20 protein-coding genes are annotated in these 22,730 nt (G+C 63.3%); 9 read left to right on the top strand and 11 right to left on the bottom strand.

All coding sequences use genetic code 11. The annotated features are described in order from the left end of the window. Positions 1-30: 30 nt before the first annotated feature. The gene (msrA, locus tag C7C56_RS17780; RefSeq protein WP_106758705.1) at positions 31-660 is read right to left on the bottom strand and encodes a peptide-methionine (S)-S-oxide reductase MsrA; all 630 of its coding nucleotides are present in this window, start codon (positions 658-660) and stop codon (positions 31-33) included. Further along, on the bottom strand, positions 657-1,139 hold the full coding sequence (gene msrB / locus C7C56_RS17775; RefSeq protein ID WP_106758704.1) for a peptide-methionine (R)-S-oxide reductase MsrB: 483 nt from the start codon (positions 1,137-1,139) through the stop codon (positions 657-659). The genes msrA and msrB overlap by 4 nt, the downstream gene beginning before the upstream one ends. A gap of 437 nt (positions 1,140-1,576) precedes the next feature. Between msrB and C7C56_RS17770 the strand changes: the two genes are divergently transcribed. The 5 genes from C7C56_RS17770 to C7C56_RS17750 all read left to right on the top strand — a co-directional run bounded on the left by C7C56_RS17770 (position 1,577) and on the right by C7C56_RS17750 (position 5,360). After that, positions 1,577-2,779, top strand: a complete 1,203-nt coding sequence (locus tag C7C56_RS17770) for a serine hydrolase domain-containing protein (RefSeq protein ID WP_106758703.1) — start codon at positions 1,577-1,579, stop codon at positions 2,777-2,779. A 46-nt stretch (positions 2,780-2,825) separates the two neighbouring features. Continuing rightward, on the top strand, positions 2,826-3,620 hold the full coding sequence (locus tag C7C56_RS17765) for an MGMT family protein (protein WP_441295175.1): 795 nt from the start codon (positions 2,826-2,828) through the stop codon (positions 3,618-3,620). Between the two features lie 236 nt (positions 3,621-3,856). Further along, positions 3,857-4,231: a group III truncated hemoglobin gene (locus C7C56_RS17760; protein WP_106758701.1), complete on the top strand. Its 375-nt coding sequence runs from the start codon at positions 3,857-3,859 to the stop codon at positions 4,229-4,231. A 9-nt stretch (positions 4,232-4,240) separates the two neighbouring features. After that, positions 4,241-4,516, top strand: a complete 276-nt coding sequence (locus tag C7C56_RS17755) for a TehB family protein (protein WP_106758700.1) — start codon at positions 4,241-4,243, stop codon at positions 4,514-4,516. A gap of 121 nt (positions 4,517-4,637) precedes the next feature. After that, entirely contained in the window at positions 4,638-5,360 is a 723-nt protein-coding gene (locus C7C56_RS17750) for an NlpC/P60 family protein (protein WP_106758699.1), read from the top strand. Between the two features lie 251 nt (positions 5,361-5,611). On the opposite strand, the gene C7C56_RS30515 is transcribed toward C7C56_RS17750, so the two are convergent. The 3 genes from C7C56_RS30515 to C7C56_RS17740 form a co-directional block, all read right to left on the bottom strand. After that, a complete protein-coding gene (locus C7C56_RS30515) occupies positions 5,612-6,169 on the bottom strand; it encodes a DUF1501 domain-containing protein (protein WP_307719062.1) in 558 nt (185 codons plus the stop codon). 72 nt (positions 6,170-6,241) lie between these two features. Further along, positions 6,242-6,832, bottom strand: coding sequence for a DUF1501 domain-containing protein (locus C7C56_RS30510; RefSeq protein ID WP_307719061.1), 591 nt, complete (start codon positions 6,830-6,832; stop codon positions 6,242-6,244). Between the two features lie 9 nt (positions 6,833-6,841). Continuing rightward, positions 6,842-8,275 (bottom strand): DUF1800 domain-containing protein, encoded by a 1,434-nt coding sequence (locus C7C56_RS17740; protein ID WP_106758698.1) that lies wholly within the window; start codon positions 8,273-8,275, stop codon positions 6,842-6,844. A 314-nt stretch (positions 8,276-8,589) separates the two neighbouring features. Here C7C56_RS17740 and C7C56_RS17735 point away from each other — a divergent pair, with 314 nt between their 5' ends. After that, positions 8,590-11,880, top strand: a complete 3,291-nt coding sequence (locus C7C56_RS17735; protein ID WP_181373227.1) for a carboxypeptidase regulatory-like domain-containing protein — start codon at positions 8,590-8,592, stop codon at positions 11,878-11,880. A gap of 66 nt (positions 11,881-11,946) precedes the next feature. Here C7C56_RS17735 and C7C56_RS17730 read toward each other — a convergent pair whose 3' ends face one another. The 3 genes from C7C56_RS17730 to C7C56_RS17720 all read right to left on the bottom strand — a co-directional run bounded on the left by C7C56_RS17730 (position 11,947) and on the right by C7C56_RS17720 (position 15,896). Continuing rightward, positions 11,947-12,921 (bottom strand): calcium/sodium antiporter, encoded by a 975-nt coding sequence (locus tag C7C56_RS17730; protein ID WP_219933182.1) that lies wholly within the window; start codon positions 12,919-12,921, stop codon positions 11,947-11,949. Positions 12,922-13,048: 127 nt separating this feature from the next. Further along, positions 13,049-14,593: a flavin monoamine oxidase family protein gene (locus C7C56_RS17725; RefSeq protein ID WP_106758696.1), complete on the bottom strand. Its 1,545-nt coding sequence runs from the start codon at positions 14,591-14,593 to the stop codon at positions 13,049-13,051. A 226-nt stretch (positions 14,594-14,819) separates the two neighbouring features. Further along, positions 14,820-15,896, bottom strand: coding sequence for a serine hydrolase domain-containing protein (locus C7C56_RS17720; protein WP_106758695.1), 1,077 nt, complete (start codon positions 15,894-15,896; stop codon positions 14,820-14,822). Between the two features lie 160 nt (positions 15,897-16,056). Here C7C56_RS17720 and C7C56_RS17715 point away from each other — a divergent pair, with 160 nt between their 5' ends. Both C7C56_RS17715 and C7C56_RS17710 read left to right on the top strand, forming a co-directional pair. Continuing rightward, complete coding sequence (locus C7C56_RS17715) at positions 16,057-16,524, top strand: ASCH domain-containing protein (RefSeq protein ID WP_146204532.1); 468 nt, start codon at positions 16,057-16,059, stop codon at positions 16,522-16,524. Between the two features lie 398 nt (positions 16,525-16,922). Next, on the top strand, positions 16,923-17,834 hold the full coding sequence (locus tag C7C56_RS17710; RefSeq protein WP_106758693.1) for an alpha/beta hydrolase family protein: 912 nt from the start codon (positions 16,923-16,925) through the stop codon (positions 17,832-17,834). 141 nt (positions 17,835-17,975) lie between these two features. On the opposite strand, the gene C7C56_RS17705 is transcribed toward C7C56_RS17710, so the two are convergent. After that, entirely contained in the window at positions 17,976-19,571 is a 1,596-nt protein-coding gene (locus tag C7C56_RS17705) for an ATP-binding response regulator (protein ID WP_181373226.1), read from the bottom strand. A gap of 402 nt (positions 19,572-19,973) precedes the next feature. Here C7C56_RS17705 and C7C56_RS17700 point away from each other — a divergent pair, with 402 nt between their 5' ends. After that, a complete protein-coding gene (locus C7C56_RS17700; RefSeq protein WP_106758691.1) occupies positions 19,974-20,732 on the top strand; it encodes an SDR family oxidoreductase in 759 nt (252 codons plus the stop codon). Positions 20,733-20,804: 72 nt separating this feature from the next. On the opposite strand, the gene C7C56_RS17695 is transcribed toward C7C56_RS17700, so the two are convergent. Both C7C56_RS17695 and C7C56_RS17690 read right to left on the bottom strand, forming a co-directional pair. Next, positions 20,805-21,158 (bottom strand): hypothetical protein, encoded by a 354-nt coding sequence (locus C7C56_RS17695; protein WP_106758690.1) that lies wholly within the window; start codon positions 21,156-21,158, stop codon positions 20,805-20,807. Between the two features lie 79 nt (positions 21,159-21,237). Then, positions 21,238-22,728 carry an alanine/glycine:cation symporter family protein gene (locus C7C56_RS17690; protein WP_106758689.1) on the bottom strand — a complete coding sequence of 497 codons (1,491 nt, stop codon included), beginning with the start codon at positions 22,726-22,728 and terminating at the stop codon, positions 21,238-21,240. Positions 22,729-22,730 lie beyond the last annotated feature (2 nt).

Here is a 22,730-nt window from a genome sequence, read left to right as displayed (position 1 = left end):
CAAATATTGGCGGACGTAACACCCGGCAGGCTAGCCCCACAACTGCTTCAGCCTCGCATCCCGACCGCAGCCACTCCGGTAATAGCGATAGCGGATCGGATTCTTCTTGGCATAGTCCTGATGGTAATCTTCCGCCACATAGAATGGGCTGGCAGGAACGATCTCAGTGTAAATTTGTTTGAAGCGCCCGGACTTTTGAAGTGCCGCCAAGCTCGCCTGCGCGGCCTTGCGCTGCTCCTCATTGAGATAATAAATACCGCTGCGGTACTGGTCGCCCACATCGCAAAACTGCTGGTCCTTGACGGTCGGATCCACATTGCGCCAGAAATACGCCAACAATTGCGAGTAACTCACCTTGGACGGATCGTAAACCACCCGCACCGCCTCCGTGTGGCCAGTCCCGCCAGCGCTGACCTGTTCATAAGTGGGATTTGGAACGCGGCCGGAGGTGTAGCCCGATTCTGCCTTGACCACGCCCTTCAGTTTTTCGAAATCGCTTTCGGTGCACCAGAAGCAGCCGCTCGCAAAAATGGCGGTTGCCAGCGGCGCGCTTGCAGCCGCGGGCGCGTCGCCGCTTTTTGTGCTCGCGTGCGCCGTCGCCCCCATGCCGAGCATGGCAAGGCCACAAAGCCATGCGGAGATTGTTGTCGCTATCTTCATACTCGTAACTCCGGTAATTTTTCACCCTTTGGCACAAAACGCAAGGCCACTCCGTTGTTGCAGTAGCGCAGCCCGGTTGGTTTCGGCCCATCATCAAACACATGGCCCTGGTGTCCGCCGCAACGAGAACAGTGGTACTCCTTGCGCGGCCAGACCAGCTTGTAATCTGTCTTTACGCCGAGTGCTTTGGGAAGATGGTCGTAGAAACTCGGCCAGCCGGTCCCGCTTTCAAACTTGGTGCTGCTGTCAAAGAGCGGCTGGTAGCAAGCGGCGCAGATATATGTGCCCGCACGTTTTTCCGCGTTTAGGGGGCTGGAACCGGACGGCTCGGTGTCTTCCTCGAACAAGACCCGATAGCTCGCCGCAGGCAGGAGCGCTTTCCACTGCGCCTTGGCGCTCGGGCTTGCGCTGGCAAATACAGGAAGTAGTGCGCTTGCGAACAAGCCAGAACCACCGATGAGAAAATGACGACGATGCATATTGCTGACCTCTATATAGGAAAGACAAGTTGGCGACACTTGCAAATACAAGCAGTCGGACTGGTCCCGGTCAGTCGTGCAGGGAACGCCAACCTTACACTTTTTGGTGAGATGCCCAAACGCCAGCGTGTAGCATACTATGCAATCAAGAAGCGGGTTGCGCGCCTCAAATGCTACCGCCCTCAGTCCAGTTGCAGCTCACGACCGTGCGGTGACTGGCGCTGCAGCTTTGATTGTGATGCGACGGCGGGCTTCGCCGCACAAGAGGCGCTTGAGTGCGAACGTAGGCCAAGTTCGGTCCGGACTAACCCTTACTTCCCCACTATCCAGACCAAATTTTCAAATTTCGTTTATGCTCTCCCCGCCTGCCCCAGATCCGATTTAGCCCACACTAAGTCCCCTCGACTGATCTGATCGTAAAAGCACCCAAAAACAAAATGCCATTCAATAAATTGCCGTCGCTTCGCCCGTGCATCTTCCTGATGTTGAGCGCTGCTGTGTTGTTGTCCGCTTGCGCCGACCTGCCGGCATGGATGATGCTGCAGCGGCAGTCGGCCATCACAGATTACCGACACTTTCAGAATGCGTCGATCGCGCGCGCGCAGGTCGCGTCACCGCTTCCAGCGACGGAAGGCGAGCCGATGCGACTTCCTGATTTTCGGGGCGAGCCATTCGACGCGGCAATGGAGCGCAACGGGACGGTGGCGATTGTGGTCGTTAAGCATGGAAAAATCCTGCTGGAGCGCTACTACAATGGCTACCGTCGCGATAGCATGGTCACCTCCTTCTCCGTCGCCAAGTCCGTTGTATCGGCCTTGGTCGGCATTGCAATCCGCGACGGCCAGATCGGAAGTGTCGATGACCCGATCACGCGCTATTTGCCGGAATTGGCGAACAAGGATCAACGTTTCACGCGCATCACAATACGCAACCTCTTGGAAATGCGCAGCGGCATTCTGTTCGTTGAAGGCTACGGTTCGCCTTGGGCGGACGCTTCCAAATTCTATCTGACAGCGGACTTGGCGACCAAGTTGAATGGATTAACCATCGAACGCGCGCCCGATGAGCGGTACCATTACAGCAGCGGCGACACCCAACTCTTGGGCGCAATCATCCAGCGCGCGACGGGCACTCCGCTTCCACGGTATTTGCAAGAACAGATTTGGCAACCGATGGGCGCTGCCTACGATGCGAGCTGGAGCATCGACAGCTTGGAGAGCAGCCAGCCCAAGGCGTTCTGCTGCATCAACGCGCGCGTCCTCGACTTTGCGCGCTTTGGCCAGCTGTACTTGAATGATGGAAGGATCAACGGCCGCCAGATCGTGCCAGCCGATTGGGTCAGACAAAGTACGCAAGTGCGTGAGCATCCTGGCGACACCCCCGGCAGCCGTTGGAATGTTGAAGCACCGAACACCCGTGCGGCGGCTTATTACGCATGGCAATGGCGGCGTGCGCCTGTCGTGGATTCGGGATCGGAACTTGGCGTCAAGCCAGGCCACGACTTCTACGCGGAAGGTCATCACGGCCAGTTTATCTATGTGGCGCCAGCCGAGGACATGGTGATCGTTCGTATCGGTTTGCGGTACGGAAATGCATGGTGGCCTGGTGTGATCCGGCAGATCGCGCGCTTGAATCCATAGCGGAAGCATTCGCCGCATCGCCCTTTTTCGATCTTACAAAAATTAACTGAGTCGCAAAGAAGATAGTTACCCTCCCCCCTCTGGACGTGTCGAGAATCTTTTTCGTAAGGAGCGGCATGGAAAGGCAACAATTGAGTTAGGACATGGCGACCCGCTCGAATGCATCGCCGGGTTTGGCATAAGGGGCGACGTCCACGCAAACCGGCTCAGTCCAAGACAAATCCTAATTACCCTTCAATCAGAACTCGACGAATTGGAGATCGCCGCGGGTGCCCTGCGCGAGAACCTGGTCATCTCTTCCAGTTCTCGTGAAATTTTTCGGCCAGGCACCGCCCTGATCACGAACAGCGGCGTCGAGATCAAATTGACCATGTTCTGCGAGCCCTGTAAGAGAATTTTTCCGGTCGCCCGCGATTTAGGCTCGATGATCAACCGCCGCGGGATCCTAGGATCAATTGAGACAGGCGGGATCATTCTGGTAGGAGACACTATCAGCCTCCACCCGGGTCGATATGCGGCACTTCCCAAATCGGCCCATCAAAAATTCTTGGATTTCGTACCTACGATTCCAGCGGGGAAGGTCGTTCGCTACCTGGACGTAACCATCGCTATCGGCGTAGCAGATAGTTTCGTGCGGGCCATTCCAGGGTTCATCAAGCGCAGTGTCGGGTACGACATTCCGCTACATCGGATTGTTAACGCCCAAGGCAAGCTACTCACCTATATTCCAAACCAGGCTGAAAAGCTGTCTGATGAGGGAGTCCAAGTAGAAGTCAAAACGGGCCTTTCCGGCAGTACCCTGGGCGCCGTCGACTTGGCGTCCCATCTATGGCAGGGATAAGCGCTGGCAGCCTGACGAAACCACCGCGTTCGGGCAGTGGTTCCGTCTCTAAAGCGCGTGGTCGAATAAGCAGCCCATCGAAACCGGTCACGTTGTCCAGTTCGCGCGCCAGGCACCACCTGCGCCGCGCGGCCGGTTTGGTCGCCACCTTAAAGATTCAAATATAATACATTTTATATTCAACGCTATTGCTGGGGCACCGGATTGACGCTAGCCCAACCCAACAGGATACGAAAATGCACCTCGAACTGAACCGCGCCGCCATCTCTACCCTGGTCACGACTTTTTATGACGATATCCGGCACGACCCTGTGCTGCAGCCTATTTTCGACAACGCCATCGGAGACAACTGGACTCCCCACCTCGAGCGCATGGTCGACTTCTGGTGTTCGGTCATGCTCGGCAGCGGCGAATTCAAGGGCAATGTGTACGGAAAGCACATGCAGTTGCAGGGTATCGAACCGGATCATTTCCGGCGCTGGCTGGGCTTGTTCGAGAACCAGGTGCGGCACCTGTTCGATGCCAGCGTGGCGGACGCATTCCTCGTGGTGGCGCGTCGCATCGCCGCCAGTTTGCAATATGGTTATTTTGGCCGCGCCGACGCGGCCTGAAGGAAAAAAATGAAGACATTGCCCGCCACCGTGGCCCACTACAAGACCTCGTCCGAATTCAACCAAGACACGGTCCCCCAAGCCTTGCAGCGCACCCACACCACCGCCGACAATGTGTGGGGCCGTATTGTCGTCCACGAGGGCAGCCTGCGCTACACGATCGAGGAACCAGAGGCGGAGCAGCACTTGCTCTCGCCGGGCATTTTTGGCATTGTCGAGCCGCAGGTGCCGCACCATGTCGAGGTCATCGGCCCGGTGCGTTTTAGCGTCGAGTTCCACCGCTAGGGGGCGAAGGAGAACAGCGACATTCGCCGCTTCGCCCCACCTGGCGCAACTGTCGCTGAAAAGCGCACAATTGGCTGAACCCGGTCCGAAACCAAGTAAGCCGGTGACTACAGGAGCTGGGATGGAAAACAAAGCGATCAAAAAAGTCCAGGAAGGCCTGCTTGCAGCGGGATTTTCGCCTGGTGAGATAGACGGGATTTGGGGACGCCGCAGCATTTCGGCGCTAAAAGGTTTTCAAAAAAGTCAGAAGCTTGAATCGAATGGCATTCTCGATGAAGGCACGCTTAAGAAACTTGCACCATTCTCAAAATCAGACGTCAAACTCAACGCGCCTTTCGTACCGTGGTTGATGGAAGCGAAAAGGTTGATGAACACGCGTGAAGTTCCGGGCAAAGGTAATAATCCGAAAATTCTGGATTGGTCCAAGGGTTTGGATGTCGCTTACAAAGGCGATGATGTTCCGTGGTGCGGTCTCTTCGTCGGCCACTGCATCGCCTCGTCGCTACCAGAAGAACCTTTGCCAAGCAACATACTTACCGCCAGGGCTTGGCTTAAAGCCGGGATTCCGATCACCCCGCGGGAGGGTGCGATCATGGTTTTTTGGCGCAGGGCGCGCAACAGTTGGGAGGGTCACGTCGGGTTTTACGCAGGCCAGGATGGAGATTCATTTCTCATACTTGGTGGCAATCAAAGCAACAGCGTCAACTACGCGTGGATCCCAAGTGCGCGCTTGCTCGGCGCGCGCTGGCCGCAATCGGCGCAACCACTCATGGCCGACGCGCGAATCTTGACCGTCCACAAGAATGACGAGTTCTTGTCGATTGGCGAGGCTTCGATGAAATAGGCGCTCAACCAAGCGCGGAAATAATTGGCGACCTGGAATTCTGTCGCGTCAGGCGCCGGGCTCCGCACACCCGATGCCACCTGGGCTCCTAGGAGCCTGTCGGACTTAGGATCGTCGGCTGCAAAAAGTGCTGGACGGTCCATATTTCGCCGCTTTCTCGGCCAATAGCTCGCTATTGGCACTGCGAAATCGTCAAAATCTGTCCTCGTCCAGCACTTTTTTCGCTTCGACTCCCTAAGTCCGACAGGCTCCTAGCCACGATACAGCTGCAACGCCCCCGCCCCGCGCGGCATGTCGGGAAACAACTGCGCCAGTTGGCGGTCGGGCAGGCGCAAGTGGCGTTCGGCCACCTGCGCCAGCACCGTACGGAAGTCGGTCGTCACCGGCAGGTCGCGTCCCTCGTTCAAGTCGGCGTCGCCCACGCCCTTCCAGTCGCCCAGCACCTTGCCGCCCGCAATTTTTCCGCCCAGCAGCCACATCGCGTTGCCGTGTCCGTGGTCGGTGCCGCCGTTGCCGTTTTCGCGCGCGGTGCGGCCAAATTCCGACATCACCACCACGGTCGTGTCGTCGAACATCGGTCCCAGGCGTTCGGCAAGCGTGGCCAGCCCCAGCCCGAGCGGCGCCAGCCGGCCCGCCAGCTGGCCGCTCGCCGCCCCCTGGCGCGCATGCGTGTCCCAACCACCGAGCGCGACGAAGGCCAGCTGGATCTTCGGATTGTTGCGCATCATCGTCGCCAGCCTGGCCGCGTCGGCCGGAAAACCGTTCGGCAGCGGCGCGCCATTGTCGGCCGCCTGCATTTTGCTGCTCATGGCCGACTGCATCACGTCGCGGTGCGCGTCGCGGCCGTCCTGCCAGGCGCGTCCGTAGCGCGCGTGGCCGGCCTACATCTGGTCGAACGCCGAGCCCATCGCCGGCCGGTCGAGGACGTCGGCGCGCGTGCCCGCCGCCCCGTTGGGCAGGTTGACCGCCGCCGCCGGGCCCGACAATATGCGCGGCATCAGCGGGCCGATCGAGAGCGCGCGGCTCGGCGTGGCGGCGCCCGGCAGCAAGCCGACCAGCCGGTTCATCCAGCCGTCCGGCGTGTTTTTGCGGCCCGGCGTGGCCGACTCCATGTAGTCCTGCGCGTCGAAGTGCGAACGGGTGGCGTCGGGCGAGCCGCTCGCGTGCACGAAGGCGAGCTTTTTCTGCTGCCAAAGCGGCAGCAAGGGGGCGAGCGCCGGATGCAGGCCAAAGTAGCCGTCCAGGTCCAGCGCCCCGCCCTCCTGGCCGGGCGCCGCCAGGCCGATCGTCGGGCGCAGCCTGGCGTAGTTGGCGTCGCCCACCGGCGCCACCACGTTCATGCCGTCGACCGCGCCGCGCAGCATGATGACGACCAGTTTCTGGCGCGTGGGCGCGGCGCCGGTGGCCGCCCAGGCGTTGGCCCCGACCGGCAGCAACAGGCTCGCGCCCATGAGGAAGTCTCTGCGTTTCATATGGTGTCCTTAGCGCTGCATGAAGTCGGGACTGCCGAGCAGCATCGCGGCGCGCAGCGGTTGTGGATTGGCGGCCACCAAGGCGCGCGTGCGCGGCGATATCGCCGCGCCAAGGTCGGCGTCGAGTAGCGCGGCGTCGAGCCTGGCGCCGGCCGCGGTGGCAAACACCACGCGGCGCGTTAGCGCGCCCGGATTGAGCCAGGCGGCCTCGGCGTTTTTGTAGCCGTTCGGCGTGGCGCAGCCATACAGCGGCATGCCCAGTTGCTTGAGCGACTGCACCAGCGGGCGCACATTGCCCGGCGGCGCGCCGCCCGCGCGGGCGGCCGACACCACGTACTGGTAAGGCGTCTTGAACTTGGCGCCGATGCTGGCCGGCGCCATGAATTCCTCGCTCGCCAACAGCGTGCGCAGCACCGCGCGGATGTCGCCGTCGCTGCTCTGGAAGGTGCGCGCCATGCGCCCCACCAGCGCCGCCAGCGGCGCGTCGTGCACAAAATACTGGGCCAGCTTGTGGCTGATGTGGCGCGCGGTGGAGGGAAGGCGCGCCAGCACGTCGAGCGCGAACTCGCCTTCTGCCTGGCCGCGCTGCGCCACCGCGCTGCCCAGCCACGTCTTGGGCCCCTGGTCGTGGCTGCGCGCGTCGAAGCGGAAACCCTCGTCCTTGCGCATCAGCGCGCGCTGCGCGAACGACCAGCCGGTCAGCATGCGCGCCAGCTCGGTCACGTCCTTCTGGGTGTAGCCGCCGTCCACGCCCAGCGTGTGCAGCTCCATCAGTTCGCGCGCGTAGTTCTCATTGAGCTTGCCGGCCCGCGACAGCTGGTTGTCGAGGTAGACCAGCATCGCGGGGTGCTTCGCGCTCGCGCCCAGCAGCGCGCGGAAGGACCCGAACACATGCGGGCGGATCGCGTCGCGCTCGTAGCTGGCCACCATCGCGCGCGCGCTGCCCTTGCCGGCGAAGACATTGAAATGGTTATACCAGAAGTCGACCATGACCTCCTCGAGCTGGCGCGGGCTGTAGATGGCGCGCAGCAGGCGCGCCTCCTGGGCCTCGAGCGCCATCTTCCGGTAGCCTTCGGCGCGGCGCTGCTTTGCCCCGGGCTCCTCGCTGCGCACCTCGCGCCGCAGCTCGGCAAACTGGGCCATGGCGGCGCCGGCGCTCATGTTGGGCAGCTCAAGCGCGGCCAGCCGCTCGGCGAGCGCCGCCGGATAGGCCAGCGCTGCCGGTTCGAGCTGGCCGTCGATATAGCGCTTCACGCCCATCTGCCGCACCCGCGCCACGTCGCCCGGCGCCGGCCCGTAGGCGATGCGATTGAGCACGTGCCGCGCCTGTCGCTCGGCGTCCGGCGCGGCGGCCTGCGCGGCGGCCTGCGCGGCGGCCTGCGCGGCGGCCTGCGCGGGCAAGGCCAGCATGGCGGCGAGAAAAACGAGTGGATGCACCCTCATTAACTTACCTCGAAGAATGGAGGACCGGAAATCGGCCCTTCCCTATATTGCCGCAATGTTCCGGAAAAGATCCCGAATTCTTCATCTATTTGCAGGCTGCGCTCGTAGGGAGTCAACGCCGCCGCCACGATGCCCTCACCCAGTTACGTCTGCACCGATCATCCGTCAAACCCCGCGCCACGCATCCGCTCGAGATTCCAACGACATTCTTGCGATTTTTCATGGCTCAAATAATAATATTGTTATTAAGATCTTGTTTCTGTTTGGTTAAACAATCAAACCGCCTCCCTAAACGTGAAATTGAAAGGCAATTCATGCCCAAACTTAAGATACCCTTGCGCGCCTTGCTGCTCGCAAGCGCCATCGTGTTCGCCGTGAGCGGGTGCGGCAGCAGCAAGGACGACCATGTCGACCCGCCCGTCCAGGTCAGCACCGGCACTGTGGCCGGCCGCGTCGCCGACGCCCAGAGCGGCGAGCCCATCGCGGGCGTTGAAGTCAGTATCGGCACCCTCAAGGCCAGCAGCGCCGCCGATGGCAAGTACAGCCTGCCCGGCGTGCCGCTCGGCATTGCCGTCGTCGCCCGGTTCTCCAAGCCGAGCTACGCGGCCAACTTCGCGACCGTCGAAGTAATCAAGGACAAGACCAGCACAGCGGACCGCCGCCTGGCCAAAGTGGCAGTGCGGCAGGACATCAGCGCCGCGGCGGGCGGCACCGTGGTGTTGGCCGGCTCGGCCGCGCAAGTGCAACTGCCCGCCGCCGGCTTCATCACCCACGCCACCAGCGCGCCATTCACCGGCACGGTGTCGGTCGAGATGACGCCGATCGATCCGGCGCTCAATCTCCTCAACATGCCCGGCAATTATCGCGCGGCGGGCGAGTCCACGCCGATTGAAAGTTTCGGCGCCTTGCAGATCGAACTGCGCGACGCCTCGGGCGCCCTGCTGAACCTGGCGCCGGGCAAGACCGCCACGATCCGCATTCCCGTTCCGGAAGGCACGCTCAGTGCGCCCTTGTCGATCCCCCTGTACTACTTCAACGAAACGACCGGTCTGTGGGTGCGCGAAGGCACGGCCGCGCTGGCGGGCGACGCGCCGCGGCAGTATTACGAGGGCCAGGTGTCGCACTTTTCCACATGGAACGCGGACCAGCCTTACGACACCATTTACATCAACGGCTGCGTCGTCAACGCCGCCGGCCAGCCGGTCCACGCCTCCGTCGCCACCGAAGGCATCGACTACATCGGCACGGATGCCGTGTCGACTTCGGCAGACGGCAAGTTCAGGGTGGCGGCGCGCCGCAGCAGCCAAGTGCAGGTCGGCGCCTCCAGCGGCGACGAGCGCGACAGCGTCATCGTCGCCACCGGGCTGACCGACATGACCCTGCCCGTCTGCCTGGTAGTGGGCAAAAAGCCGCCCGTCATCGTCGTGCAGCCATCGAGCCTGACCCTTGCGCCCGGCGCGATGAACACGCTCAGCGTCACGGCCAACAACGCCGATCAATACAAGTGGTACCGCAATGGCGAGTTGATCAACAGCGGCTCGCGCTTCATGGTCATCTACGGCAGTGCAAGCGCCGCCGGCACCTACCATGTGGTGGTCAGCAATGCGCATGGCAGCGTCACCAGCGTCACCGTCACGGTCACCGTGGCAACACCGACATTCGCGCCGGCCATCGCCGCGCAGCCGCAGGACGTCGGCGTGCTGGCCGGGGCCGCACCGGGCTTTGCGGTGCAGGCGCTGGGCGATTCACTCACTTACCAATGGCTGCGCGATGGCGTCGAAATCGCCAGTGCGCAAGGCCCCACACTGACGCTCGGCCCGGTCAGTGCCGCCGACAATGGCGCGCTGTTCAGCGTGCGCGTCAAGAATGGCGCAGGCACGGTGGTCAGCCGCAATGCCGTGCTGAGCGTGACCGCGCAAGCCGTCGCGCCGGGCATCGCCGCGCAACCGTCGAGCACCACGGTTGGCGTCGGCCAGAGCGGCACCTTTGGCGTTGTCGCCTCGGGCACCGCGCCCTTCACCTATCAGTGGCTGCGCAACGGCGCCGCAATCGCCGGCGCCACCGGCGCCACCTACCAGACGCCCGCCGCCACGCTGGCCGACAACGGCGCCAGGTTCGCTGTGCGCGTCAGCAACGCCAAGGGCAATGTGCTCAGCGGCGATGCAACGCTGACGGTGGTGCAGGGGTCCTCGGTTCCCGGCCTGCATCTTGCGTTTTTGACCGGCGTGGGCGTCAACGGGGATATCGGGTTCGGCGCGATACCCGCCGCCGGCGGTGCCGCCGTGCCTTTCTGGCCGGCGGGGTCGGGAGAGACTGCCGGCGTCCTGCTCCAGGGGCAGATCAGCAATGGCCTCGCCAGCCACGTCCATGTCCGCGGCATGTTGTTCTGGAAGAACCAGCAACTGATCCGGCGCGACCTGATCGGCGCCAATGGCTTGCCCGCCGAAGTGCGCGTGTCGTCGCTGACCTCGGCCGGCATCTGCGACGGCGACGGGGGCTTCGCTTGGGAAGGCGGCGACGTCACCGACGCCAACCTTACCTGGCATGTGTATCGGAAAAGCGGCGTCGACGCCCGGTGCGGCACCAGCGACGACCGTTACTACGCGGTGCGCGCCGACATGGGCGCGCTCACGGCGCCGCTCGAAGTCGCGCAGCCGCTCGCCACCGTCCACTCATCGACCGGCGTCTTGAGCGGATGGCTCGTGCGCAACGGCCAGCTGCTGCAGCGCGTCAATGCCAACTTCAGCAACCCGGTCACGATGTTCACGCTGCCGGCCGCCGACCTCGATTTCGACGACGACAACACGCCCCTGAACAATCACTGGATTTTTGAATCGGGCAAAAAAATCTACGCGGTCGACCTCGGCGTTGCGGCGCCGGCCACACTGACCACGGTTGCCACCTTGACCGGCGAAGAGTCGCTGGGCGGCGTCACGTATGCGAATCAGCAAGATATCGTCATCGCGCTATGGAGCGGGGACGGCGCGTCCACGCGCATCGTGCGTTTCGTGACGGGGACCAAGGCGGTCAATGCGGTCGCTACCGTGAGCGGCCACACCAGTGCGAACATGGTGACACCGACCCGTGTCGTATTGCACGGCGCGCTGGGGACGGCGCACTCGGTGCCGCTTTCCGGCGGCACCCCGCAACCAATCTACACGGCGCCGCAGGGCAGCTTTGCGTACTCGCTGCAACGCGGCGGCGAGCGGCTGTGGTACGAAACGAACGATTCCGTGGTATCGATGAACAGCGATGGCAGCGCCATGCAAACCTTGCCGGGCGCCCGGCTGGCCGGCTGCATTCTAAAGCCGCTGTACAGCATCGAATATTCGTTCAGGGACTGCGACGCTGTGATGGTGCTGGAAGGCAGCACGGTGCGCAGCCACGACGCGGCGACCGGTGCGGCGCGCATCACCTATGGCGCGATCACCCTGCCAAACGCGCCATTGACCAACAGGCTGTTCTTCGATTTCCTGACGGCGTGGGGCGAGCATGGCATTCTGAGCCAGTACATCGCGGATCCGGACAAGCCAGACAACCAGAGCGTCGTCAGCTACCTGATCAAGACCGACCAGGCCGGCATTAGCCAGATCGTCATGCCGTAAGAGGATGCAGCGCGAGCCGCCCGGCTCGCGCTCTTTCTTGAAATGAAAGCAGCTGCCGCGGTTCAATCAGCCCCTGTCTATCAGATAGATCAGGTAGACGACATACAGCCCCAAGAAAAGCGCACCCTCCCAGCGGACCAGACGATGTTGCTTTCCTGTGAACATGAATAGCAGGAGCAATAAAGAAGCGCCGATGGACACCAAGATATCAATGCTCAACGCCAGGGTAATCGGCAGGGCGGTGATCGTGCTTGTGGTCCCGAGGACGAAGAAGACATTGAAGATGTTCGATCCGACGATGTTACCAATCGCGATGTCCGCTTGTTTTTTCAGCGCCGCCACCACCGATGTTGCCAGCTCGGGCAGCGAGGTGCCGATGGCCACTACCGTGAGCCCGATGAGCGCCTCCGACAGACCGGCGGCTTTCGCGATGGCGGTCGCCCCCGACACGAGGAGCTGGCCGCCGAAGACCAGACCGGCAAGCCCTGCCACCGTCAGAATGGACGACACCGGCAGCGAAAACGTCTTCACCTCCTCACCCACATTGCTGATCTCTTCTTTGGCACGGTCGCCTTTGGCAAGACCAAAGACGTAGTACATAAAGATAATCATCAACGCGAGCAGGGCCATGCCATCGGTCCGGGTGAGCGCGTTGAAGCCGACACCGTCAAAGAACTCGTCATTGCCCATGATAAGCACCAGCACGACGCCAAGCAGCGCCAGCGGTATCTCTTTCCACACGGTCGAGGACTTGACCTCCAAAGGCACGATCATGGCGCACACACCCAGTATGAGCAGTATGTTGCCGATATTGCTTCCGATGACGTTGCCGACCGCAAGGTCGGGTGATCCATTCGATGCCGCGACCAGGTTGACCGTGAGCTCCGGCGCGGACGTGCCGAACGAGACGACGGTAAGCCCGATCACAAGCGGCGAAATCTTCAACCTGGCGGCGATGGAAGCGGCGCCGCGCACCAGCCCCTCCGCACCTGCCACGAGTATGACGAGGCCAATGACTATGAATAGTATGTTCAGCAGCAAATGCGGACGATCGACGAGGTGGATGGATGGAAGGGCAAGCGTTCAAGCCGGCTTCGCGAATTCCGGCAACCACCATCGGCCGCCATGACGCAGGCAAGCCGATGGTGGCGCGATGGCGCGCGGCGCGTCACACCTCGCCCGTCGGCGCGCACGGCCGCGCGATGGTCGCCAGCGCCAGCTCGGCGCTGTTGAGCGCGCCCTCGACGAAGCCCTGGTAGTCCGAGTAAGCCTCGCCGACGATGTGCACGTTCTTGGCGCCACTGCCAAAGTCGAAGGCCCGGAACGCCTCCATCACCTTCCAGGAGCGCACGCCCGGCTGCCAGCCGTGGTTGGCCGCGCCGTAGGGCGCGCGCGCCCAGTCGCGGATGCCGTAGGTGATGATCGAATTGCGGATGTAGGCGGTCGCCTCGTCGAGCGTCTGCGCGCGGAACACCGCCTTCGAATGCGCGTTCAGCTTCAGGTGCTGGTCGTTCGTCTCGAGCAGGCGCTTGACGTCGCGCGCGACGAACACGGCGAAGGCGTCGACGATGCGCGCGTCCTGGTCCACCTCGGCGCGGTCGTGGCGCTCCGGGTCGCTCAGGTAGTGGCGCCAGAATTCGGTGGACGGCCGGTCCATGTACAGCAGCACCATGCCGTGGCCGTCGTGGTCGCCGTCCTGGGCGCGCCGGAAATAATGCACCTCGCGCGTGGGCAGGCAGTTCGCGTACTGCTGCGGCGGCTGGTCGTAGTCCCACCACGGCGCATTGCTGACGAAGAAAATCTTCAGCATCGGGAAGCCGTTGACGGCGTCCAGATGGCCCGCGATGTGTTCGGGCAGATGCGGCGCGAGCTTGAGCAGCGGCAGGCGCGGCATCGCGAGGATGAGGCGCGCCGCCCGCAGCGTGATGCTGCCGTTCTTGGTGCGCACCTCGAGCTCCATCGACGACTGGCCCAGCCCCGTCGGCCGAAAGCCCAGCAGGGTGTGGCCGCCGGCGACCGTGATGTTCGGCAGGCTGTGGATCTTCGCCATCAGCCCGTCGGTCAGCTTGGCCGAGCCGCCCTCGATGCTGGCCAGTTTCTGGCCCACGGTCTTCAAGGCGCGCAGCCACCAGATGATCCATTCGATGGCGTTGAGGTTCTCCGGGATCATGTGGTAGAAGGTGCCGGTGTCGCGCAGCTTGACGAGCGCGCGGTGGCTCAGCACGCCGTGCGCCGACATGGCGTTCCAGAACCCGGTCGCCCACAGCGGTTGGCCATGCATCTGCGCGTGCTTGCGCAGGCGCTGGTAGTCCGCCTCGGTCAGGCCGTCGATCCAGCCCTGGTCGGACGGGTCGCGCCCCATGATGAGCATGATGCCGCGCTTGAGCAGCTGCAGCGAATTGAGGCCCTGCTCCTCGGGCGGCAGGTCGTGGTCCGGGGCGACGATGGCGTCGGCCGACGGCCCCGAAAAGTCGACCAGCCGCACGCCCAGTTCGGCGCACAGCCGGGCGAAGCGCGGCTGCAGCGTGGGCTCGAAGCGCATCGGGCCGTACTCGGCGATGAAGCCGTCCATGTCCTCGGTCTCGATGCGTCCGCCCCAGCGGTCGGACGACGATTCGAGGATCAGCACCGGGTGGCCGGCCTCGGCCAGGCGCACCGCGCAGTACAGGCCGGAGACGCCGCCGCCGACGATGACGATTTGTTGATCTTGCATGGGGATGGCCGCCTTTCAGTCCCGCGCTGCGCGCCGGGTGGGAAAAAACCGCCACGAGAAAAACGGATCATGACACGCGGCCAAAGCCTGAAAACATTCCCGTGGAGCGGGCACATCATCCCGGGGCCGGCACGAAATGTCAACACGTCAATCATTTCGCCCCCGTCCTGCCCGCGGTGGTGGGCCGGTCCCGCATGGGCGGCGCGGGCGCCGCCTCTTTGCCCTACTAAATGCCGACGATTGATCCTTGCACCGCCGAGATCAGCTGCCTGCTCAACTCCTCGTTGTCGCCGCCGAACTTGTCGCCGTTATGCAGGGTTACCGCGACTATGCCGGAATCGACATCCATTTCAAGCTGGCTGTAGAAATTGAAAATGTAGCCGCCATGTCCGACCAAGTGCTTTCCGTTGACTTTTCGCACCCATGTTCCCAGGCCGTAGCCGGTCGCCGCGCCATTTGGCAACACATGGCTGGTGTTCATGCGTTTTACGCTCGCCGGCGACACGATTTTTCCACTCTGCAGGGACAACATGAAGGCGGCCAGATCGTCCACCGTGCTCACCAAACCGCCGGCCGCGTGCAGGTTGCTGTTGGCGAGCGGCCACGCGGGTGTGGGCCCCTCGCGGTAGCCGGTCACCAAGCCGGGAATCAACTGCTTATCATTGCTCTCCCGCGTGTGCTTGAGCCCCAGCGGCTTGACAATGCGCTGCTCCACAAACGCAAAGTAATCGGTGCCGGAGACCTTTTCGATCACCATCCCGAGCAAATTGAAACCTGTGTTGTTATAGGCGAATTTGGTCCCAGGCTCGAAGTCGAATGGGCGGGCGTGCACCGGTGAGATCAATTCCTCAAGCGTATGGTCAAGCCGTGCCGTCGTGCGCCAATAGCCCGAGTCCATGGAGAGGTTGGGGATTCCGCTGGTGTGGGTCAACAGGTGCTCTATGGTTACCTTCTCCCAGTGCCGCGGCGCCGCGTCAAGATAGCGGGTGACGGGGGCGCCGAGGTCTAACTTGCCTTCGTCGACCAGCAGCATGACGGCTGTCGCCGTAAACAGCTTGGTGGTCGATCCGATGCGGAATACATGTTCGGGCTGGAGCGGAACGTTCAGCTCGACATTGGCCAGGCCATATGCCTTGCGCAGGATGGGATGGCCGTCCCTTACAATTAAGGCGGCGACGCCGGGTGACGCCGGCTTGAAGCGGGCAGCAATAATGGTGTCAAGAGAGTGCGCCAGCTTGGCAGTGTTAGCCGGCGCGGCCATGGCAGTCAGCGGAAAGCAAAGCAGTAACACCAGTCGTTTCATGGACAACCCGTAATAGTGATCGGTCAGACTTCAAGCTTATCAGCTTTACAACCAATCAAGAAGGATCGTCGAGCTCCACAACCGGCAGCAGCGCGGGCAATTGCCGACCGATGCCTTCACCTTGGGTCTTCATCGGGCCGCTCATCGAAAGGACACAGGTGTGCATTTATCAGTAGAAACCATGTGGCGGGAGTTTATGGCGCTCGGCGTGCTCCCGGCTGACCGCGAGCGAGCTATTTCGCATTGGCACTTCTGCGACAATCGTCAAGACGCCGACGCGTGCGCCCGCCTTGTTGTAAGCGGGCGCAAACGCGCCACCGCGCCATCCTTGTGGTCCTTGCAGAGCCGAGGGGAGGCGCTCCCGCGCATCGGTGACTTGCATGTCGTTACCGACTGGGCCGGCAAAGCCCAATGCATTATCCGCATCACCGACGTTGAAGTCTTGCCACTTCACGGTATCAGCGAGGAACACGCGCGTGCCGAAGGCGAGGGAGACGGCTCGCTGGCGTGGTGGTACGACGCCCATTGGGCGTACTATCACCGCGAACTCGAGGGCAGCGGCTATCAGCCCCGGCCAGACATGCCAATCGTCTTTGAACGCTTTGAATGCGTGTATTCCGTGGCCTAGGAGCCTGTCGGGCTTAGGATCGTCGGCTGCAAAAAGCGCTGGGCGGTCCATATTTCGCCGCTTTCTCGGCCAATAGCTCGCTATTGGCACTTCGAAATCGTCAAAATCTGTCCTCGCCCAGCACTTTTTTCGCTTCGACTCCCTAAGCCCGACAGGCTCCTAGGAGCCCGTCGGGCTCAAAGGAAATCGGCTGCGAATCCGCCTGAACGGCCCATAAATTGCGCCCCTCATTTGCCTCTCGAGCTACCAGCATGACGGCAACGTTCGCACGGGGCTGAGCCTGGCACCGGGGCGGAGCATCTGGCTGGGAGCCCATATGAACTGTTTGACAAGGAGATCCTGATGGGTAAAGCTTGCGAAAAACCGCAACTCGACAAACGCATGGGGAGGAAGGAACGATGAAAATACTGAAGTGGGTGCTTCTGACCGCCATCGGCGCGCTCGTGCTCATGGCAGGGGCGGGCTATTTGTATCTGAACAAGAAGCCCGATGGCTTGCCGGAGCGCCATGGCCAGGTCAGCAGCGCGTTGTTCGCCGGCGGGCAGGGCAAGCAACCCCTGATCGTCGGCCTGGGCGGCTCCGAGGGCGGCAACCCATGGGCCGGCCAATACTGGAAACCGCAGCGCGACAAATTCCTCGCGCAGGGCTATGCCTTTCTGGCGATCGGCTACTTCGGCACCGCCGAAAGTCCGGCGCAACTGGACCGGATCGCGCTTGAAGGCGTGCACCGGGCCGTGTTGGCGGCCGCGCAAGACGGGCGCGTCGATGGCCGGTGCATCGTCATCATGGGCGGCTCCAAGGGCGCCGAACTTGCGCTGGCGCTGGCGAGCCGGTACGACGCCTACCGCGCGGTGGTGGCGCTGGTGCCGGGCAGCGCGGTGTTTCCGGCCCTGACCGCGCAAATGAATACCTCGTCGTTCAGCCACGAAGGCACGGAACTGGCCTTCGTCCCGGTCCCATGGAGCGCCAGCGGCGCCCTGATCAAGGGCGATCTGCGCGGGGCCTTCGAAAAGATGATGGAAAACACGCAAGCGATGCGCGACGCGGCCATCAAGGTGGAAAATATCGCGGGCCCGGTATTGTTCATGTCCGCCAGCAAGGATGAATTCTGGCCGTCGATGGAAATGTCGGCCGCGATGATGCAACGCATGAACGCGGGCAACTTCGCCCACCACAGCCAGCACGAGGCGATCGAGGGCGCGCACGCCGAGCCGCTCAAGCACTTCGACCTCGTCGAAAAATTCCTGGCCGACCATGTCAAGGGCGCGGGAACTGGCTGCCGCAATCCCGCCGGGGTCGAAGCGAAGTGATGCGTCATGCCGTGCGCGCCGGAACGACGCGGCAGTTGGCGCTTGATGCGCCACGCCGGCCCGGTGGCGGGCGCGGGAACGAGGCCGGTGCGGCCCATCCGGCGGCACCACCTCCGCCCCGCCCCGTGCCTGCCCTCGCCTTTACTTGCCGACCTGCTCCAAACCGGCGTTCGCGCCCGCGTTCGCGCTGGCGATCGCGCCCAGCAAGTCCTTGAGCCGCGCGGTGTCGACCGGCTTGACGAAGTGATGGTCGAAGCCGGCTTGCATGCTGCTGATCCGATCCTGCTCCTGCCCGTAGCCGGTGATGGCCACGAGCACCGCACCGGCCGTGCCGGGGTGCGCCCGCAGGCGCCGCGCCAACTCGTTGCCGTCCATTCCAGGCAGGCCGATATCGAGCAGGCACACCTGGGGATGCCGCTCCATGGCCGTCACGCGCGCCGCGTCGGCGCTGGTGTCGATCCATACCCGGTGGCCCAGCGACTCGACGAACATGCCCAGCATGTCGGCGGCGTCGACATTGTCGTCGACGATCAGGACCCGCAGGCCCGCGTCCGCCGGCGCCAGCTGCGACGGCGCGCCCGCGCCGCCCGCCGCGCCCGCGTCCCCGGCCAGGCGCGGCAGCCAGACCTCGAAACGGCTGCCCTTGCCCAGCCCGTCGCTGCCCGCCCGCGCACGCCCGCCATGCAGTTCGACCAGGCTGCGCACCAGCGCCAGCCCGATCCCGAGGCCGCCTTGCGAACGGTCCGACGCGCGTTCTCCCTGGGCAAACAGTTCAAACGCCTGCTCCACGAAATCGGGCGCCATGCCGATCCCGTTGTCGGTCAGCGCCAGCCTGACCTGGCCGTCCTCGAGGCCGAGCGCGAGCTCGATGGCGCCGCCTTCGGGCGTGAACTTGGCCGCGTTGTTGAGCAGGTTGGCGACCACCTGGACCAGCCGCTTCTGGTCGCCCAGCACAAAAGCGGACTCGGGCTCGATGTGCAGCGAGAGGCGCTGCCGGCGCCGGTCCAACAGGGGCTGGATTTGCTCGACCGCCTCGGCCACCACCCGCTTGGCGTCGAGCGGCTGCCGCTCGAGCCTGACGAGGCCGCGCGTGACGCGCGAGACGTCGAGCAGGTCGTCGATCAGGCCGGTCAGGTGCCTGACCTGGCGCCCGATGATCAGGCTGGTCCGCTGGACCTTCTGCTCGTCCATGGCACCCATGCCCAGCAACTCGGCCGCCGCCGCGATGGGCGCGAGCGGATTGCGCAGCTCGTGCGCCAGCATGGCAAGGAATTCATCCTTCCTCAGATCGGCTTGCTGCAACTTGCCCGCCAGCGCGCGGAACTGGGCCTCGCTGTGGAGCAGCTGTTCGCTGGTCGAGCGGGCCCGGCCCAGCGCCGTGGTCATCAGGTGGATGATCACGCAGTCGACCAGCAATACCCCGGAGAAAAACACCAGGGCGATCACGTCGCCGCTGGCCAACCCGCCGTCCGCGGACGGCGCGATGAAAAAACGCCAAGCCGCCAGAATGCTCAGCGTGGCCACCAGCACGCCCGGCCACAGCCCCGCCACGAAGGCGGCCAGCATCACGGCGGGAAAAAAGGTGAGGAACGGGAAGCCGGTCGGCGGCAGCACACCGATCAGCGCGAAGCGGATGCCCAGGCTGAGCGCGAACAGCACCAGCGCCAGCGTGAAACGCACCAGCGCCGATGATGTGTCCAGTCTGGCGCCATGCCAGCGCTCTTGTACGGATGCCATTGAATGTTCTTGAATGAATGGAGAACGCGTATTCTGCGTCAATTCCGGGCCGCTGTGGGTTTTACTGCGGCTTCGGCACGGTCCGGCGGCATTGACGGTGCGCTCGCGCAACGGACCGGGGCTTCCTTGTGCCGGCACCGGGCAACGCCCGGGTGCGCCTGGGTGCCCGGCTTTGTCAAGCCGCGCACCCAAGCGCGCGGGGCCAATGCGCCAGGATTTGACCGAACCGCGCAACGGCTTGCGCCCCCGCCGTGCATCGCCGCGCCGAATGCTAGTGTTCTGACTGCGCATGCGCGGTGCGCGCGGGATGCATGCGGGGCGCCCCCGGCATGCCGCAAAATCCGGCCGCCGCCCTCCGGGCAGACCGGCCCGGGCGGTCCAACAAGCCATACGGGAGCATCCATGGACATCACGGACAAAACGATCGTCATCACCGGGGCCGCCCAGGGTCTTGGCCGGAGCATGGCCCTGATGTTGGCCCGGCAGGGGGCCAGACTGGCGCTGCTGGACCTGAGCGAGGAGCATGTGCGCGAAACCGCGCAACTGTGCCGCGATGCCAAGGCGCAGGTGCGCACCTACGCCGCCGACGTCGCCGACGAGGACGCCGTGGTGCGCGCGTTCGCGCAGGCGGGGGCCGATTTCGGCCCCATAGACGGGCTCATCTGCAACGCCGGCACCAACGCCGACGCGCTGCTGCTCAAGCCGCAAGACGGCGGCATGCAAAAAATGTCGCTCGCCGATTTCAACAAGGTGGTGGCGGTCGACCTGACCGGCGTGTTCCTGTGCGCGCGCGAAGGGGCCGCGCAAATGATCGCATCGGGGCGCGGCGGCGTGCTCATCAACATCTCGAGCATCTCACGCGCCGGCAATGTCGGCCAGGGCAACTACGCGGCGGCCAAGGCCGGGGTGTGCGCCATGACCGTGACCTGGGCCCAGGAATTGGCAAGGTACAAGATCCGGGTCGCCGCGATCGCCCCGGGCTTCAGCGACACCCAAATGGTCGCGCGCATGAAACCCGAGCTCCAGAACCGGTTCCGGCAACGCATTCCCCTGCAGCGTTTCGCGCAGCCCGAAGAAATCGCCGACGCGGCCCGCTTCATCTTCGAGAACGACTACTTCACCGGCCGCACGCTCGAGCTCGACGGCGGGCTGCGCCTGTAGGCGCCCCCAAGCCAACCGGCCAACAGCGCACGCGTCCCGATCTTCAAGGGGACAAATTCCCGCCCTGCCGGTTCAGTCGAACAGGCAAAGCGCGCCGGCGGCAAACAGGAAGATCCACGACAGATGGCGCCCGCGGGTGAAAACCAAGGGCAGTATCCCCGCCACGATGAGCGTCCATCCAATGGTCGGCGCCAGCGCGGGGGCCGGCACGCCGCCCGCGATCTGGACCAGCAGCGCGGCGAAACCGAGCGCGATCAGGCTCGTGAAATGCCAGACGAAGCGCAAGGTCCCCTTCGTGAACTCCTCGGTCCCGAGCACCTTCGGCAGAATGCCCCGCCGGAAAAGCCGGATCAGGATGTGGCGTTCGCCCAGCCATGAATGGGCCAGGGCCAAGAGCGTGATGATGCAGGCGGCGGCGTAGAGCATCGAAGTCCCCGGTGGGTTGGTGTCGCTTGGTGTCGCTTATAAAAAAGCCCCAATCGCTTGGGGCTTTTCGAGGTCGTTCCTATTTCTTCGCCGCAGCGCGCCGCTCCCAGAAGGTGGCATTTTTGATGCCAAGCTTGATCGGGTCGAACGTGATGGGACCGCCCGCCTTCAGCTGCGCCTCGTAGTCGCGCAGGCAAAGAATGGTCGGTTTGGCGATGAAGAAAATGATCAGGATGCCGATGATGTTAATCCACGCCATGATGCCGACACCGATGTCGCCGAGGTTCCAGATATAGCCCGCGCTGTTGACCGTGCCGTAGGCCACCATCGCCATGATCACCAGTTTGACGAAGACCAATGGCACGCCGCGCTTGAAAAAGCGGTTCAGGTAGGCGATGTTGGTTTCCGCGATGTAGTAGTAGGCAAGGATGGTGGTGAAGGCGAAGAAGAACAGCGCCACGCCGACAAACACCGGACCGAAGCCGCCGAACGTGCTCTGCAACGCCATTTGGGTGAATGCCGCGGAGCCGATCTCGGTCGCAGCCGGCAGGTTTTGCACCAAGAATTGGCCGGCGGGCAGCGTCCCTTGCACGTTGTACTGGTTGGTGATCAAGATCATGAGCGCCGTCGCGGTGCACACGAGCAGGGTGTCGATGTAGATCGAAAACGCCTGCACCAGCCCCTGCTGGGACGGATGTTCGGTTTCGGCCGCGGCCGCCGCATGGGTTCCGGTGCCCTGGCCGGCCTCGTTGGAATACACACCCCGCTTGACGCCCCAGCCGATGGCGGCGCCAAAACCGGCTTGGGCCGTGAAGGCATCCGAGAAAATCAGGCTGAAGACGCCCGGTAGCTTGTCGATGTTGAATACGATGACGATCAGCGCCAAGACGATGTAGCCCAGCGCCATGAACGGGACGACGAATTCGGCGAATCGCGCGATGCGCTTGATTCCGCCAAAAATGATCACCGCCAGCAGGGTCAAAATGACGCCCAGGCCGATCAGTTTATAGGTGCCAACCGGGCCCAGAAAGGTGTCGACCATGTCGCCGTCGCCGAAAATCTGGGTGACGGCGTTGCCGACCGCATTGGCCTGCACGCCCGGCAGGAAGATGCCGCATGCAACCACCGCCGCGATGGCGAACGAGACCCCCAACCAGCGCCAGCCGAGGCAACTCTCGAAGAAATAGGCCGAACCGCCGCGGTACTGGCCGTCCTCCTCCACTTTATAGAGCTGGCCCAGGGTGGACTCGGCATACGCCGTGCTCGCGCCGAGAAAGGCGACGACCCACATCCAGAACACTGCGCCGGGTCCGCCAAAACCGATGGCGGCCGCGACACCGGCGATATTGCCCACCCCGACCCGGCCCGACAGCGACACCGCCAGCGCCTGGAATGACGAGATGCCGGATTCGGCGCCCTTGCGTTTGAACAGCAGGCGCAGCATCTCCTTGAAGTGCCGCACTTGCGCGAAGCGGGTCTGGATCGAGTAAAACAAACCGGCGCCGAGGCACAGGTAAATCAATCCCTTGCTCCAGATGATGCCGTTGAGACTGTCGATAAAACTTTCCATTT

This window comes from Massilia glaciei, from assembly GCF_003011895.2.
Lineage (GTDB): Bacteria > Pseudomonadota > Gammaproteobacteria > Burkholderiales > Burkholderiaceae_D > Telluria_A > Telluria_A glaciei.
The sequence above is the reverse complement of the archived record's forward strand: the minus strand, read 5'-3'. Positions and strand labels throughout refer to the sequence as shown.

Coding starts and splice junctions, on each gene's coding strand:
- msrA (WP_106758705.1), bottom strand. CDS start 660: ATGAAGATAGCGACAACAATCTCCGCATGGCTTTGTGGCCTTGCCATG.
- msrB (WP_106758704.1), bottom strand. CDS start 1,139: ATGCATCGTCGTCATTTTCTCATCGGTGGTTCTGGCTTGTTCGCAAGC.
- C7C56_RS17770 (WP_106758703.1), top strand. CDS start 1,577: ATGCCATTCAATAAATTGCCGTCGCTTCGCCCGTGCATCTTCCTGATG.
- C7C56_RS17760 (WP_106758701.1), top strand. CDS start 3,857: ATGCACCTCGAACTGAACCGCGCCGCCATCTCTACCCTGGTCACGACT.
- C7C56_RS17755 (WP_106758700.1), top strand. CDS start 4,241: ATGAAGACATTGCCCGCCACCGTGGCCCACTACAAGACCTCGTCCGAA.
- C7C56_RS17750 (WP_106758699.1), top strand. CDS start 4,638: ATGGAAAACAAAGCGATCAAAAAAGTCCAGGAAGGCCTGCTTGCAGCG.
- C7C56_RS30515 (WP_307719062.1), bottom strand. CDS start 6,169: ATGAGCAGCAAAATGCAGGCGGCCGACAATGGCGCGCCGCTGCCGAAC.
- C7C56_RS30510 (WP_307719061.1), bottom strand. CDS start 6,832: ATGAAACGCAGAGACTTCCTCATGGGCGCGAGCCTGTTGCTGCCGGTC.
- C7C56_RS17740 (WP_106758698.1), bottom strand. CDS start 8,275: ATGAGGGTGCATCCACTCGTTTTTCTCGCCGCCATGCTGGCCTTGCCC.
- C7C56_RS17735 (WP_181373227.1), top strand. CDS start 8,590: ATGCCCAAACTTAAGATACCCTTGCGCGCCTTGCTGCTCGCAAGCGCC.
- C7C56_RS17725 (WP_106758696.1), bottom strand. CDS start 14,593: ATGCAAGATCAACAAATCGTCATCGTCGGCGGCGGCGTCTCCGGCCTG.
- C7C56_RS17720 (WP_106758695.1), bottom strand. CDS start 15,896: ATGAAACGACTGGTGTTACTGCTTTGCTTTCCGCTGACTGCCATGGCC.
- C7C56_RS17710 (WP_106758693.1), top strand. CDS start 16,923: ATGAAAATACTGAAGTGGGTGCTTCTGACCGCCATCGGCGCGCTCGTG.
- C7C56_RS17705 (WP_181373226.1), bottom strand. CDS start 19,571: ATGGCATCCGTACAAGAGCGCTGGCATGGCGCCAGACTGGACACATCA.
- C7C56_RS17700 (WP_106758691.1), top strand. CDS start 19,974: ATGGACATCACGGACAAAACGATCGTCATCACCGGGGCCGCCCAGGGT.
- C7C56_RS17695 (WP_106758690.1), bottom strand. CDS start 21,158: ATGCTCTACGCCGCCGCCTGCATCATCACGCTCTTGGCCCTGGCCCAT.
- C7C56_RS17690 (WP_106758689.1), bottom strand. CDS start 22,728: ATGGAAAGTTTTATCGACAGTCTCAACGGCATCATCTGGAGCAAGGGA.